Raw genomic sequence first — 13,590 nt, 5'->3', positions numbered from 1 at the left:
GGGGTGTCCTCCCGTCGGCCCTTGCGGTCAGCGTCCACCGGTCAGCACCTCTCGCTCGTCGTCCGGTCCGTGCAGGGCGGCCTCGCGCCAGTCCTCCGGCAGCAGGTGGTCGAGCACGTCGTCGACGGTCACCGCGCCGACCAGGTGGTCCGCCTCGTCGACCACCGGCGCGGCGACCATGTTGTACGTCGCCAGGTAGCTGGTGATCAGGGACAGCGGGGTGTCCGGCGGCAGCGGGTCGAGGTCGTCGTCCACCAGCGAGCCGACCAGGGTGTACGGGGGCTCGCGCAGCAGCCGCTGGAAGTGCACGGTGCCCAGGTACTTGCCGGTCGGCGTCTCGTTCGGCGGGCGGCAGACGAAGATCTGCGCGGCCAGCGCCGGCTTGTTGTCCGCGACCCGGACGCGGGCCAGCGCCTCGGCCACCGTGGCGTCCGGCTCCAGCACGATGGGCTCGGTGGTCATCAGACCGCCGGCGGTGTTCTCCTCGTACCGCAGCAGTCGGCGGACCGGCTCGGCCTCGTCCGGTTCCATCAGCTGGAGCAGGCGCTCGGCCTCGTCGCCGGGCAGCTCGGAGAGCAGGTCGGCGGCGTCGTCCGGGTCCATCGCCTCCAGCACGTCGGCGGCGCGCTCGTCCTTCAGCTTGCCGATGATCTCGACCTGGTCGTCCTCGGGCAGCTCCTCCAGGACGTCCGCGAGCCGCTCGTCGTCGAGCGCGGCGGCCACCTCGGCGCGGCGCTTGGCGGAGAGGTGGTGCATGACGTTGGCGAGGTCGGCGGGGCGCAGCTGGTCGAAGGTGGCGAGCAGGTTGGCGGCGCCCTGGCCCTCCTCGGTGAGGCTGAAGCCGGTGACGTCCTGCCAGTCCAGGGTGAGCGACTCGCCCTTGGCCTTGCGCAGCCGGCCGACCCGGCCGACCTGGACGAAGACCTTGCTGATCTCCCACTCGCGCAGCCGGGTCTGCACCATCGCGACGTCCAGGACGGTGACGTCCTGACCGGTCTTGGTCCAGCTGACGGTGCGGTCCAGCAGTTCGCCGAGCACGAGGGTCTCGGACGGGCGCTGTTCGAAGCGGCGCATGTTGATCACGCCGGTGGTGAGCACCTGGCCGGACTCCAGGCTGGTCACCCTGGTCATCGGCAGGAAGATCCGGCGCCGGCCGATCACCTCGACCACCAGACCGAGCACCCGGGGCGGCCGGCCGCCGAGGCGGAGCGTGACCACCACGTCGCGCACCCGGCCGACCTGGTCGCCGTTCGGGTCGAAGACGGCGACGCCGGAGAGGTGCGAGATGAAGACCCGGCTGCCTGCCCCTGCCATGGACTCCCTCGCTCGCTCGGCGCCCCCAGGAGCGCGCGGGCGCGGCCCGCGGCTTGTCGGACCAGCCCCAGGCTACCCGCGCGTCCCGCACCCGGCCCGACGAGCCACGGCGCCGATCCGGCCGTCCGGGGAGGGCTGAGCGGCGGCGCGGCGCGGGCTCAGCGCTTGCGGCGCTTGAACAGCAGCTTCGGGAGGCCGGCCGGTACGGGCTCGCGGGTGGTGGCCGAGGTGGGCAGCGGCGCGGTGGCGTGGGACTCGTCGGGCATGGCGCCCGGGTGTTCGGCGAGCAGGTCCCGCCCGGTGCCGACCGGCTCCAGCCGGAGCACCCGGCACTCGCGGGCCCAGCGGTCGGCGATGGTGTCGGTGTCGGGCGCGTTCAGCCGCTTGCCCTTGAGCTCCTCGACGGCGCCCAGCCAGGCCTCGCCGTGCGGCTCCGGCTCGACCACGCGGGCCGTCCAGCCGGTGAGCCGGCCACCCTTGTCCTTGCTGCGGACGGTCACCACCGCGCCGGCCCCGGCGGTCAGGCCGTGCAGCGGCTGCTCGGCGCCGTCGCCGACCACGACCACCGCGCCGTCGTGCCAGGCGTGCCAGAGCGGGCGGCTGTGCTCCTGGCCGTCCGCGCGCACCCAGAGCAGGCCGGACTTCTTCGCGGCCTCCTCCAGGAGGGCCTGGTCGAGGAAGTCGTCGGCGGTGGCGGCTGCGGCGGGCGTACGGTCCATGGCGGACAGCGTACGGCCTGGGCTGTCCACGGGGTGTCTCACCGGTCGGGCGACAGTTCCAAGACGGCCGCACGGGCCTTACCTTAGGAGCCGCCCGACTCCCACCCCGAGCCCGAGGAGCACCGTGCCGACCCGGCCCGAGACCGCAGCCCCCGCCACCGTGTCCGGCCCCGCCGCGCCGCCGCCGCACCCGCTCCCCAGGCTGGACCTGCTGCTGCTCGCCGTCTCGGTCTCCGGCATCTCGCTCTCCGCGCCGCTGATCAGCGCCACCGCCGCGCCCGCCCTGGCGATCGCGTTCTGGCGCAACGTCATGTCGGTCGGCGTGCTGGGTCCGTACGCGCTGCTGCGGCACCGGGCCGAGCTGCGCGGGATCGGTCGCCGGGCACTGCTGCTGGCGGCGGCGGCCGGCGCGCTGCTCGCCGTGCACTTCGCGCTCTGGATGCCGAGCCTGCGGATGACCTCGGTGGCCTCGGCGACCGCGCTGGTGACCACCACGCCGCTCTGGACCATCCTGCTGATGCGCCTCGGCGGGGTGCGGGCGCCCCGCGCGGTGTGGATCGGCATGACGGTGGCGTTCGCCGGTGTGCTGGTGCTCACCGGGGTCGACCTCACGCTCTCGCCGCGGGCCCTGCTGGGCGACGCGCTGGCGCTGGGCGCGGGCCTCGCCGCGGCCGGCTACATGCTGCTGGGGGCCGAGGTCCGCCGGACCGTCAGCACCACCGCCTACACCCTGGTCTGCTACGCCACCACGGCGGCCGTCCTGCTGGTGGTCTGCCTGGTGGCCGGGACGCCGATGGCCGGCTGGCCGGCCGGCGTCTGGTGGCAGATCGTGCTGCTGATGGTCACCGCCCAGCTGCTCGGCCACTCGCTCAGCAACCGGGTGGTGCGCACCCTCGGCCCGTCCGTCACCTCCACCGCCATCCTGCTGGAGACCCCGGGCGCCGCGCTGATCGCGGCGCTCTGGCTCGGGCAGTGGCCCCCGGTGGCCGCCTACCCGGCGGTGGTGCTGATCCTGCTGGGCCTGGTCCTGGTCGCCCGGGGCGGCCGGCGGTGACGGCCGGCTACAGCCAGCCGTTGCGGCGGAAGCCGCGGTACATCCCGATGCAGATCAGGACGACGCTGCCGAGCACCATCGGGTAGCCGTACTCGTGGTGCAGCTCCGGCATGTAGTCGAAGTTCATGCCGTAGACGCCGGTGATCATGGTGGGCACGGCGAAGATCGCCGCCCAGGCGGTGATCTTGCGCATGTCCTCGTTCTGCGCGACCGACACCTGGGCCAGGTTGGCCTGGAGCAGCGAGTTCAGCAGCTCGTCGAAGCCGTGCACCTGCTCGGTGACCCGGGCGAGGTGGTCGGCGACATCCCGGAAGTACTTCTGGATGTCCGGGTCGACCAGCCGCTGGAGCGGCTCGGAGAGCTGCTGCATGGGCCGCAGCAGCGGTGTCACCGCGCGCTTGAACTCCAGGACCTCGCGCTTGAGCTGGTAGACCCGGCCGACGTCGGTGCCCCGGCCGCCCTTGTTGGAGAAGACGTCGAACTCGATCTCGTCGACGTCCGTCTGGAGCCGGTCGGCGACCAGCAGGTAGTTGTCCACCACGTGGTCGGCGATGGCGTGCAGCACCGCGGAGGGGCCCTTGGCCAGCAGCCCGGAACCGTCCGCGTCGGCCTCCAGCCGGTGCCGCAGCTCCTGCAGCGAACTGTGCCCGCCGTGCCGGACGGTGATGACGAAGTCCCGCCCTGCGAAGACCATCAGCTCGCCGGTCTCGACCACCTCGCTGGTCGGGGTGAGCTGGTCGTGCTCGACGTAGCGGATCGTCTTGAAGACGGCGAACAGCACGTCGTCGTACCGCTCGACCTTCGGCCGCTGGTGCGCGTGGACGGCGTCCTCGACCGCCAGCGGGTGCAGGCCGAAGCGCTGCGCGATGCCCTCGAACTCGGCCTCGGTCGGCTCGTGCAGTCCGATCCAGCTGAACGATGCCGCGCCGTCCGGCAGTTGCTGCGAGGCCTTCACCCGGCGGGCCGCCTCGCGCGGGCTGCAGCTCTCGCCGTGCCGCTTGCCGGACTGGTACACCGCGCAGTCCACCACCGCGGAGGCGGACTGGCCCGGGTGGATCGAGTCGAACAGGCCGCTCGCGGAACGGCGGCGGTTGGTGCGGACGGCTGCGCGCAGGCTGTTGATCATCGACATGGCAGGCTCCCTGGGCAGGAGCCGCCGCACGGCGGCACGGTGGCGGATGGCCGTGGTGCGACGGCATGGAACACCGGTGGAATGACGCCTGCGGTCGGTCCTCGGCCTTGCTGGGGCTCGCGCTGGAACGACCGGACGCCGGTGAGGGTGCTCTCCCGGCCGGGGCCGACTTCGCCTGGGTCCGTCTCGAAGAACGCGGCTGCCGATCGGCTACTGGTGCCGCTGTTTCAGCCTGCGAGGCGAGGGGTACGGGGAAGGCGTCCGGGCCGGGTAGAGCTGCCGGTACTGCATGGTCGGCTGGTATCCACCGCAACCACCTCCTTCACGCCGCTGCCCCGGAGAGAGGATCCCCGGTGGCCAGTCGCTCACACTAACATCTGACCGGGCATCGTCGCTGCGACGTTCTCCCGGTGGTCCTGCCGGCTCCGCGGCCGCACCGGTTACGCTCACCGGCATGGCGCACGACTTCCCGCTCTTCGGTGACCCCTCCGGCGGCTCCCACGACCCGGCCGGCCTCTCCCGGGAGGCCGTGCTGGCCGCCGTCGAGGCCCGGCTGCTGACCACCTTCGGCGAGCCGAGCGGCCGCGCCGCGGTCACCTTCCTCGGCGCGGACCGGATCGAGGTGCTGCGCTTCGGTCCGGACACCGAGGGGCTGGTCCGCTACGCCACGCTCGGGATGGCCGCCGCGCCGATGGCGGACCCGACCGCGCCGGTCGCCGACCAGGTCCGCGGCCCCCGCGCCGAACTGCTGCTGACGATCCGTGGGGCCCGCGACACCGTGCTCCGCACCCTGGCCACCTTCGCCGCGACGCCGCAGGTGGAGGGCCTGGTGCTGGCCCCCGGCGGCTCGCTGGACCTCGGCTCCCCGCTCTGGGACGGCGCGCCGTTCACCTCGGTGCTGGCCGCCGAACCGGGCGGTCTGGTGCCCGACCTGGAGCTCGACGAGCCGGCCGACCCGGTGCGCTTCCTCCCGCTGCTGCCGATGACGCCCAACGAGGCCGGCTGGAAGCGGGTGCACGGCGCGGCCGCGCTGGAGGAGCGCTGGCTGAAGCACGGCACCGATCTGCGCGACGCCGACCGCCGCGGGGTGCCGCTGGACTGACGCCCGGTCACCGGGGTCCGCAGGGCCCGGCGCCCGCCGCAGTGGGGGCGCGCGGCCCCCGCTGGGCCCGGCGGTGTGCTCCCGCACGCCCGCGCGTCCGGCCCGGGTGGGCTCAGCCCTCGATCGGCTTCGCGCCGGTGGCCTGGGCCAGCAGCGCCTCGTAGACGCCGGGGTCGGTGGTGTGCTCGCCGAGCCGGACGCTCTTGCGGGTGCCGTGGTAGTCGCTGGAACCGGTGGTCAGCAGGCCGAGGTCGGCGGCCAGTCCGCGCAGCCGGGCCCTGGTGGGTTCGTCGTGGTCGATGTGGTCGACCTCCAGCGCGGCGAGCCCGGCCGCCGCGAGGTCCGCGATCACCTGGTCGGAGACGGTCCGCCCGCGCTTGACCGCGCCCGGGTGGGCGAAGACCGGCACCCCGCCCGCCGCGCGGACCAGCCGGACGGCCTCGGCCGGGTCGGTCTCGTGCTTGCGGACGTCCGCCCGGCCGCCGTTGGCCAGCCATTGCGGGGTGAAGGCGTCGGAGACGGTGGCCACCACCCCCGCCTCGACCAGCGCGCTGGCGATGTGCGGCCGGCCGACCGAGCCGGTGCCGGCGATCCGCTGGACCTGCTCCCAGCTGATGTCGGCGCCCAGCACGCGGCAGCGCTCGACGACGGCCCGCCCGCGGCGGAACCGGTCGGTGCGCACCAGCTCGCGCTCGCCGGCGAAGGCCGGCTCGGCCGGGTCGAAGAGGTAGGCCAGCAGGTGCAGGCTGATGCCGTCCACCGCGCAGGACAGCTCGGCGCCCGGGACGAGGCTCAGCCGGGTGCCGGAGGGCAGCGCGCGGACCGCCTCGGCGGCCTCGGCGTGGCCGGCCACCGTGTCGTGGTCGGTGAGCGCCACCACGTCCAGGCCCGCGGCGGCGGCCGCCGCGACCAGCTCGGCCGGGCTGTCGGTGCCGTCGGACGCGTTGCTGTGGGCGTGCAGGTCGATGCGCACGGGGTCGGCTCCTGGGGTGGGCGGCGGGTGCCGCCCAGGATAGTGCGGGCGCCCGGCGGGCCGTCAGGCCAGCAGCTGGGGGGAGAGCGCGCCGCAGGGCAGCAGGCCCAGCTCGGCGCCGGCCTCGCGCAGATCCGTGAGGACGAGCTCGTCGTACATCACCAGGGCGGACTGCTCGGGCCAGGCGACCGCCCAGAGCCAGAGGCCGCGGGCCTCGCCGACGAACACCGCGCGATCGGCGGGCGCGTCCGGGACGTGGAACATCGGGGTGGGCCGCCCGGCCGCCATCAGCTTGGCGTCGGCGGGCTTGTAGAGCGAGACGGACTCGCCCGGGTCCGGCCCGGACAGGCCCGCGTACCGGGCGCCGAGCCCCACGCCCAGCTCCTCGGCGACCAGCACCAGCTCTCCGAAGCCGCCCAGCGGCGCCGGTCCGGAGCAGGCGACCGCGGTGGCCCGGGCGCCCGAGACGTCGTCGCCGACGTGCGCGATGCCGGTGTAGAGCCAGCCGACCGGGAGCGGCCAGGGCAGCCAGACGGGGACCTGGGAACGGGCGACGGCCACGCCGAGCGCCTCCACGCTCGGGGGCAGCACGGGCTGCATCGGGTGCACCGCTCCGTGCCGGTCGCACTGCCAGGTGTCTGAGAACAGACCGGGGGCGCGGACCCGACCGGCGCACCTCGGGCAGCTAGGCTCGCCCCTCATAGCCGACAACGCTCCTCCCTCCGGACCGCCGCGTCAAGGACGATCACCCGTACGGAGGGCGCGGCGGTACCTGTCGGTGCGGACACCCGTTCGGCGCCGGGCGGGCGCGCTGCGGGCGGTTCCCGCTAGGGAATGTCCAGCGGCGGCCGGTGGCAAACGTCGGTGCCGCTCCGGGTGGGCCGGGCCGGACGCACTGACGCCCCGTCAACGGCGATCGCGGTGACGGGGCGTCAGTCGGGTATCGGAACGTCGGGATCGGACGCTCCCGGCTCTTCGGCGGCGGGTGAGGGCTCCCGGTCGGAGGCGCCGCGCTGGGTCAGACGGTCGGGCACGGACGGATGAGCAGGCGCTCGCCGGTGCGGGCGGCGGCCTGGACGAGTTCGCGGACGGTCTCGGCGTCGGCGATCACGCGGTCGGTGGCGGTGCCGTGGGCGTCGTCCAGCCGGACGATCTCGAAGCGCATGGGCCTCTCCTTCTCTTGCCCCGGCGGGCGGGGCGGTCGTGGCTGAGTGGGTATCAGCCCTTTCGCGGTCTGTCGGATCGAACGGTCGACGGTCTGCTGAGGCAAAGGGGCTCCCCCTGCTTGCCAAGTGCGTCTGGTACCTCGTGAACCACTGTCTCGTGGTGCTGCTACCGGGCCGTTGCCCGTCCGTAAAGCCCAGGTTTCGGCGGATTGTCGCCAGCGTCGACCCCGACGATGATTCCCGGACAGAATCAAATATTACCGCAACTAACGACTTTTGTCGTGGGACTTCCCGGGGCGGGGCGCCGGCGCCCCGCCCCGGGGGTGGTCCGGGCTCAGCCCCAGAAGGCCAGCAGGGCCTCGGCCGTGGCCTCCGGCCGTTCGGCGTTGGGGGAGTGGCCGGCGTCCTCGATCACCACGCGGCGGGCCCCCAGCCGCTCGGCCATCCGGGTCTGCTCCGGCACCGGCCAGGCGTAGTCCCGGACCCCGGAGAGCACCAGGGCGGGCAGCGCGGCCGCGGTCGCGGCCAGCTCGTCCACCCGGTCGGGCGCGGCGATCAGATGGGCGCCGGTGGTGGCGAGCGCCTGCGGCACGTTGGCCACCCAGCGGCGGTGCAGGAACTCCGCGACCTCGGGGGCGGGGCGGCGGGCCCGGTCGCCGCCGGTCTGCTCCGCCTGCTGCTCCATCTGCTGGAGCACCTGCCAGATCTCCTCCAGGCTCATCGACGGCAGCACGCCGATCAGCAGCTTGGTCCGCTCCGCCTCGGCGGGCTCGATCGAGGCGGGCCCGGTGGACATCAGGGTCAGCGAGCTCCACGGCAGCGGACCGTCGGCGGCCGCCGCCAGGACGGCCTCCCGAGCCACCTGGCCGCCGAAGGAGTGGCCGAGCAGGTGGAGCGGCGCGTCGCCCTCGGCGAGCACCTCGGAGAGCGCCCGGACGTCCGCCCCCAGGGCGTCGACCGCGTAGGCGGCCGGATCGTCGGGGCCGCCGCTCTCGTACTGGCCGCGCTGGTCGACCGCGGTCACCCGGTAGCCGGCCGCGGCGAGCGGCTCCAGGAGCGCGATGAAGTCCTCCTTGCTGCCGGTGAACCCGGGCACGAGCAGGGCCGTCCCGCGGACCGCGCCGGCCGGCTCCGCCCGCAGCGCGGCGAACTCCCCGCGCGCCGTCGGCACCCGCAGGGCGCGCGCGCAGCGGGGGAGGGTGAGGAACGGCGGCGTGCTCATGGGCGATCTCCTGCGTGCGCGGGTGCGGTGCGGCGGGGCGACTGGCGCCGGTGACGCCGAGCGTAGCCGGGTGGAAACGCCGCAGGGGGCGACGCCGCCCGGTGGCCGGACGGGGTCGCCCCCTGCGCGTGGTGCGTGACCGGATCAGCTCTCCGGGGCCGCCTCGGGGGCGGCAGCCGCCGGGCGGCGGGTACGGGCCCGACGACGCGGGGCCGCGGCCTCGGCCGGGGCGTCCGCGCCGGCCTCGGGGGCCGCGGCGGCCTCGGCGACCGGCTCGGCCGTCGTCGCCTTGGCCCGCGAACGGGTCCGCTTCACGGCCGGCTTCCCCTCGGACTTCTCCGCGGTCTGCACGGCGGCGGCCGGAGCGGCGGCCTCGGCGACCGCGGCGGGCGCCTCGGTCACCGCGTCGACGGCGGTCTCGCCGGCGGCGGCGCGGGGACGGCGACGGCGGCGGCGCGGGGCCGCGCCCTCGCCCTCGGCGCCCTCGACGGCCGGAGCCGCCGGGGCGTCGACCGCGGCGACGGCCTCGGTGGTCGCGTCGAGCACGGCGTCACCCTCGACCGTGGAACCGCCGCGGGTGCGACGGCGCTCGCGGGCCCGGCGGGCGGGCTTCTCCTCGGCCGCCTCGGCGACGGGGGCGGCGCCCCGGCCGCCACCGGCCCGGCCGCCCTTGGGGGCGCGACCGGGCGCCGAGCGGGCCCCGCGACCGCCGGTCTCGCCGAGGTCCTCGACCTCCTCAGCGCCCAGCCCGGCCCGGGTCCGCTCGGAACGCGGAAGCACACCGGTGGTGCCCTTGGCGATCTTCAGCAGCTCGAACAGGTGCGGCGAGGTGGAGTAGGTCTCCTCCGGCGCGTTGAACGATAGGTCCAGCGCCTTGTTGATCAGCTGCCAGCGCGGGATGTCGTCCCAGTCGACCAGGGTGACGGCGGTGCCGGAGGCGCCGGCGCGGCCGGTCCGGCCGATCCGGTGCAGGTAGGTCTTCTCGTCCTCGGGGCACTGGTAGTTGACGACGTGCGTCACGCCCTCGACGTCGATGCCGCGGGCCGCGACGTCGGTGCAGACCAGGACGTCGACCTTGCCGTTGCGGAAGGCCCGCAGGGCCTGCTCGCGGGCGCCCTGGCCGAGGTCGCCGTGGACGGCGCCGGCCGCGAAGCCGCGCTGGGTCAGCTGGTCCGCGACGTCGGCCGCGGTGCGCTTGGTGCGGCAGAAGATCATCGCCAGCCCGCGGCCGTCGGCCTGCAGGATGCGCGAGACGAGCTCGACCTTGTCCAGCGAGTGCGCACGGAAGATGTGCTGCTCGGTGTTGGCCACGGTGGTGCCCGTGTCGTCCGGCGCGGCGGCGCGGATGTGGGTCGGCTGGTTCATGTACCGGCGGGCGAGGCTGATGACCTGGCCCGGCATGGTGGCCGAGAACAGCAGCGTCTGCCGCTTGGCCGGCAGCATGGTCAGGATCTTCTCGACGTCGGGCAGGAAGCCCAGGTCGAGCATCTCGTCGGCCTCGTCCAGGACGAGCGAGCGGACCCGCGAGAGGTCCAGCTTCTTCTGCCCGGCCAGGTCCAGCAGGCGGCCCGGGGTGCCGACCACGATGTCGACGCCCTTCTTGAGCGCCTCGACCTGCGGCTCGTAGGCCCGGCCGCCGTAGACGGCGAGCACGCGCACGTTGCGGACCTTGCCGGCGGTCTGCAGGTCGTTGGTGACCTGGGTGCAGAGCTCGCGGGTCGGGACGACGATCAGCGCCTGCGGGGCCTCGTGGAGCTGCTCCTCGGTGCCCCGGCCGGCGTCGACGTCGGCCCGGACGACGACCCGCTCGATCAGCGGGAGGCCGAAACCGAGGGTCTTGCCGGTGCCGGTCTTGGCCTGGCCGATGACGTCGTGGCCGGTCAGCGCGACCGGGAGGGTCATCTCCTGGATGGGGAAGGGGTGGATGATGCCGACGGCCTCCAGGGCCTCGGCCGTCTCCGGGAGGATCCCCAGGTCCCGGAAAGTGGTCTTGATGGGTTCAGCGTTGGTGGACAGGGTGCTGCCTCTTCCGTGTGGAGGGCCGAGAACGAGCGGCGGGCGGGCAGCCGCGCTGCTGCGTACGGGCCTGGACGGCCCTGCTACAGCTGCGTGGACGCACAACCGCGCCGGTCCCTGCGGCCGGCCGGTCCGCGGGGCCCGGTGAGGGGCGCGGTCACGGCGGCGTCGGGGAGGATTCCCTTGAGGGACCTGCGCGGGACCTTGCGCCGTGCGGCGCGGTCTCGGCGGCCCTCGCTCGGCCACTGATGCGGTGCCAAGGCTTGAAGTCCAAGCCATGGTCGGAGCCGATCGGCTCTCCGACCGGGCATCCGCGTACGTGAGTGCCCGGCTTCCGGTGCGGGCACGTCCTGCCGGACGGTGTCGCTACGAAGCGGGCTTGCCCGGCGCACCGAGACGGCGGTGACACCGTGCGAGCACTACGGACCTCGCTACCACCATACAGTCACGCGACGACTCGAACACGTGACGCGTCTGACATCGCCCGCACCGGACCGTCGCGCCGGCCCCGCGCCGGGCTCCCCGCGCACCGGTCGCGGAGCGGGTGCCGGGGGCCGCCGCGCGTGTGCGGGGGGCCGCGCCGGACTAAGGTGGCAGGTCATGGAGACCCATGGTGAGACGCAGGACGACACGGCCGGCTCGATCGGGGACTGGGCGAGCTGCTCGGCCGATCCGGGCTACCGGGCGGCCGTGCTGGACCTGCTCGGCGCCCTCGCGTACGGCGAGCTGAGCGCCTTCGAGCGGCTCGCCGAGGACGCCAAGCTCGCGCCGGGCCTCGCCGACAAGGCCGAGCTGGCCCGGATGGCCTCCGCCGAGTTCCAGCACTACCAGCGGCTGCACGACCGGCTCGCGGAGGTCGGCGCGGACCCGCAGGAGGCGATGCGGCCGTTCGTCGAGCCGCTGGAGCTGTTCCACCGGATGACGGCGCCCTCGGACTGGCTGGAGGGCCTGGTCAAGGCCTACGTCGGCGACGCGATCGCGACGGACTTCTACCGCGAGGTGGCCGTGCGGCTCGACGACGACACCCGGGACCTGGTCCTCGGCGTGATGTCGGACACCGGGCACGCCCAGTTCGCGGTCGACAAGGTGCGGCAGGCCATCGAGGCCGACCCGCGCTCGGGCGGCCGGCTGGCGCTCTGGGGCCGGCGGCTGATGGGGGAGGCGCTGAGCCAGGCCCAGCGGGTGGTCGCCGAGCGCGACGCGCTCTCCAACCTGCTGGTCGGCGGCGTCCAGGTGCAGGGCTTCGACCTGGTCGAGGTCGGCAAGATGTTCAACCGGATCACCGAGGCGCACACCAAGCGGATGGCCGCGCTGGGGCTCGCCTCCTGAGCTGCCCGGCCGGGCCGGCGGGCTCAGGCGTGCCGCTGCCGGCGGTGCGCGCCCGCCCGGTGCGGGCGGTGCCGGTGGGCGGGCTGGCGCCCGGCCGCGAGGTCGGGCCGGGCCAGCACCGAGGTGAGCAGTGCCGAGGCGACCGCCGCGATGCCGATGCTGGCCGCCGGGACCCGGCCGTCCAGCGTGAAGTGCGTGATCACCCCGCTGAGCAGGGCCGACACCAGCGCCGTCCCGAGCGTCAGCCCCCGGCCGGCCGGGAAGTACGCCGGCAGGGCCAGCAGCGCGGTGGCCCCGACGATCAGGCCGACGAGGGCGAAGGCGATCGACTCGACCAGCAAGGGTGCCTCCCCGGTGCGGTGGGCGGCTCCGGACGGCCGCACTTGTCGCCGTACCCCGGTCCACCCGGCCGTACACGCAGTGGTGCCCCGTTCCCCGGGCGGGGAACGGGGCACCACGAAGCAGCTCAGAGCGTGCCGAACCCGACCTTGCGGGCGGCCTGCTCGCCGATCTCCACGTACGCCAGGCGCTCGGCCGGGACGATGACGCGGCGGCCGTGCTCGTCGGTCAGCGCGAAGAGCTTCGAGGGGCCCTCCAGCGCCTTGGCGATCGCGCTCTCGACCTCATCGGCGGTCTGCGAGCTCTCGATCACGATCTCGCGCGGCGCGTTCTGCACGCCGATCTTGACCTCCACGACTTCCGTCCCTCCGGGTTGCAGCCAGCCACGCGCGGTCACCGGACCGCCTGGGACAAGCGTTCGTGGTGATCGCGCCGTACGGCTTCACCATAGAGCACCGGATCAGTGCCCTGGCGAAGGTCGGCGGATCACTGGTCGGCGGCCTGCGCCTCGGCGGCCTCGGCGGCGGGGTGCATCGGGAAGCCCTTCAGACCGCGCCAGGCCAGGCTGGCGACCAGCCGGACGGCTTCGTCGCGGGGGATCTCCAGGCCCTGGGAGAGCCAGTAGCGGGCGGTGATCTGGGCCAGGCCGCAGACGCCGGCGGCGAGCAGCTTGGACTCGGCCTCGGGGAGGTCGGTGTCCTCCTGGATGACCTTGCTGACCAGGGTCGCGCTGGCGTCCGAGGCCCGCTCCACCCGCTCGCGGACGGCCGGTTCGTTGGTCAGGTCCGACTCGAAGACCAGCCGGAAGGCACCGGACTCGCTGGAGACGTAGTTGAAGTACGCCTCCATCGTCGCGGCCACCCGGTGCTTGTTGTCGGTGGTCGCCGCGAGCGCCTCGCGGGTCGAGTCGACCAGGGCGTCGCAGTGCTTGTCCAGCAGCGCCAGGTAGAGCTCCAGCTTCCCGGGGAAGTGCTGGTACAGCACCGGCTTGCTGACCCCGGCGCGGTCGGCGATGTCGTCCATGGCGGCCGCGTGGTAGCCCTGCGCGACAAACACCTCCTGGGCGGCACCGAGCAGTTGTTCACGGCGGGCGCTTCGCGGCAGGCGGGCACCGCGCGGGCGCTCCTGCGCCTCCTGGATGGCCGTCACGGCGCTCCTCACTTCACGGGTTTTCGGGGCTGGCAAGATGACCGATTCTACTTTTCGGTAACCGCGTTCGCGCTT

General features: G+C 74.4%; 14 protein-coding genes. 3 read left to right on the top strand and 11 right to left on the bottom strand.

Translation table 11 applies throughout. The features are described 5' to 3' along the window. Positions 1-27: 27 nt before the first annotated feature. Positions 28-1,314, bottom strand: coding sequence for a CBS domain-containing protein (locus ABZ497_RS04155; RefSeq protein ID WP_352295863.1), 1,287 nt, complete (start codon positions 1,312-1,314; stop codon positions 28-30). A 158-nt stretch (positions 1,315-1,472) separates the two neighbouring features. Then, the gene (locus ABZ497_RS04150) at positions 1,473-2,033 is read right to left on the bottom strand and encodes a hypothetical protein (RefSeq protein ID WP_359803281.1); all 561 of its coding nucleotides are present in this window, start codon (positions 2,031-2,033) and stop codon (positions 1,473-1,475) included. Positions 2,034-2,193: 160 nt separating this feature from the next. Here ABZ497_RS04150 and ABZ497_RS04145 point away from each other — a divergent pair, with 160 nt between their 5' ends. After that, entirely contained in the window at positions 2,194-3,087 is an 894-nt protein-coding gene (locus ABZ497_RS04145) for a DMT family transporter (RefSeq protein WP_329492235.1), read from the top strand. A 7-nt stretch (positions 3,088-3,094) separates the two neighbouring features. Here ABZ497_RS04145 and corA read toward each other — a convergent pair whose 3' ends face one another. After that, a complete protein-coding gene (gene corA / locus ABZ497_RS04140; RefSeq protein WP_329489478.1) occupies positions 3,095-4,219 on the bottom strand; it encodes a magnesium/cobalt transporter CorA in 1,125 nt (374 codons plus the stop codon). A 454-nt stretch (positions 4,220-4,673) separates the two neighbouring features. On the opposite strand from corA, the gene ABZ497_RS04135 reads away from it, so the two are divergent. Next, a complete protein-coding gene (locus ABZ497_RS04135; protein WP_359803279.1) occupies positions 4,674-5,321 on the top strand; it encodes a suppressor of fused domain protein in 648 nt (215 codons plus the stop codon). Between the two features lie 112 nt (positions 5,322-5,433). Here the strand turns inward: ABZ497_RS04135 and ABZ497_RS04130 are convergent, their stop codons facing one another. From ABZ497_RS04130 to ABZ497_RS04110, 5 genes are all read right to left on the bottom strand, one after another. Then, the gene (locus ABZ497_RS04130; RefSeq protein ID WP_359803278.1) at positions 5,434-6,294 is read right to left on the bottom strand and encodes a PHP domain-containing protein; all 861 of its coding nucleotides are present in this window, start codon (positions 6,292-6,294) and stop codon (positions 5,434-5,436) included. A 63-nt stretch (positions 6,295-6,357) separates the two neighbouring features. Beyond that, positions 6,358-6,996, bottom strand: a complete 639-nt coding sequence (locus tag ABZ497_RS04125; protein ID WP_359803276.1) for a DUF6758 family protein — start codon at positions 6,994-6,996, stop codon at positions 6,358-6,360. Between the two features lie 316 nt (positions 6,997-7,312). Continuing rightward, the gene (locus ABZ497_RS04120) at positions 7,313-7,459 is read right to left on the bottom strand and encodes a hypothetical protein (protein WP_329489482.1); all 147 of its coding nucleotides are present in this window, start codon (positions 7,457-7,459) and stop codon (positions 7,313-7,315) included. A gap of 335 nt (positions 7,460-7,794) precedes the next feature. Continuing rightward, on the bottom strand, positions 7,795-8,682 hold the full coding sequence (locus ABZ497_RS04115; protein WP_359803274.1) for an alpha/beta hydrolase: 888 nt from the start codon (positions 8,680-8,682) through the stop codon (positions 7,795-7,797). 144 nt (positions 8,683-8,826) lie between these two features. Beyond that, positions 8,827-10,584: a DEAD/DEAH box helicase gene (locus tag ABZ497_RS04110; RefSeq protein WP_359803273.1), complete on the bottom strand. Its 1,758-nt coding sequence runs from the start codon at positions 10,582-10,584 to the stop codon at positions 8,827-8,829. A gap of 714 nt (positions 10,585-11,298) precedes the next feature. Between ABZ497_RS04110 and ABZ497_RS04105 the strand changes: the two genes are divergently transcribed. Continuing rightward, on the top strand, positions 11,299-12,027 hold the full coding sequence (locus ABZ497_RS04105; RefSeq protein ID WP_329489484.1) for a ferritin-like fold-containing protein: 729 nt from the start codon (positions 11,299-11,301) through the stop codon (positions 12,025-12,027). Positions 12,028-12,050: 23 nt separating this feature from the next. Here the strand turns inward: ABZ497_RS04105 and ABZ497_RS04100 are convergent, their stop codons facing one another. From ABZ497_RS04100 to ABZ497_RS04090, 3 genes are all read right to left on the bottom strand, one after another. Then, positions 12,051-12,368: a hypothetical protein gene (locus ABZ497_RS04100; protein WP_329489485.1), complete on the bottom strand. Its 318-nt coding sequence runs from the start codon at positions 12,366-12,368 to the stop codon at positions 12,051-12,053. 125 nt (positions 12,369-12,493) lie between these two features. Next, the gene (locus tag ABZ497_RS04095) at positions 12,494-12,721 is read right to left on the bottom strand and encodes a DUF3107 domain-containing protein (RefSeq protein ID WP_329489486.1); all 228 of its coding nucleotides are present in this window, start codon (positions 12,719-12,721) and stop codon (positions 12,494-12,496) included. A 131-nt stretch (positions 12,722-12,852) separates the two neighbouring features. After that, a complete protein-coding gene (locus ABZ497_RS04090; RefSeq protein ID WP_329489487.1) occupies positions 12,853-13,515 on the bottom strand; it encodes a TetR/AcrR family transcriptional regulator in 663 nt (220 codons plus the stop codon). Positions 13,516-13,590 lie beyond the last annotated feature (75 nt).

Origin of the sequence: Kitasatospora sp. NPDC005751, assembly GCF_040630835.1 — a bacterium.
GTDB lineage: Bacteria > Actinomycetota > Actinomycetes > Streptomycetales > Streptomycetaceae > Kitasatospora.
The sequence above is the reverse complement of the archived record's forward strand: the minus strand, read 5'-3'. Positions and strand labels throughout refer to the sequence as shown.

Bases quoted from the DNA above. Each gene is read 5' to 3' on its own strand.
- ABZ497_RS04125 (WP_359803276.1), bottom strand. From the start codon at position 6,996: ATGAGGGGCGAGCCTAGCTGCCCGAGGTGCGCCGGTCGGGTCCGCGCC.
- ABZ497_RS04105 (WP_329489484.1), top strand. From the start codon at position 11,299: ATGGAGACCCATGGTGAGACGCAGGACGACACGGCCGGCTCGATCGGG.
- corA (WP_329489478.1), bottom strand. From the start codon at position 4,219: ATGTCGATGATCAACAGCCTGCGCGCAGCCGTCCGCACCAACCGCCGC.
- ABZ497_RS04110 (WP_359803273.1), bottom strand. From the start codon at position 10,584: ATGACCCTCCCGGTCGCGCTGACCGGCCACGACGTCATCGGCCAGGCC.
- ABZ497_RS04115 (WP_359803274.1), bottom strand. From the start codon at position 8,682: ATGAGCACGCCGCCGTTCCTCACCCTCCCCCGCTGCGCGCGCGCCCTG.
- ABZ497_RS04150 (WP_359803281.1), bottom strand. From the start codon at position 2,033: ATGGACCGTACGCCCGCCGCAGCCGCCACCGCCGACGACTTCCTCGAC.
- ABZ497_RS04155 (WP_352295863.1), bottom strand. From the start codon at position 1,314: ATGGCAGGGGCAGGCAGCCGGGTCTTCATCTCGCACCTCTCCGGCGTC.
- ABZ497_RS04135 (WP_359803279.1), top strand. From the start codon at position 4,674: ATGGCGCACGACTTCCCGCTCTTCGGTGACCCCTCCGGCGGCTCCCAC.
- ABZ497_RS04120 (WP_329489482.1), bottom strand. From the start codon at position 7,459: ATGCGCTTCGAGATCGTCCGGCTGGACGACGCCCACGGCACCGCCACC.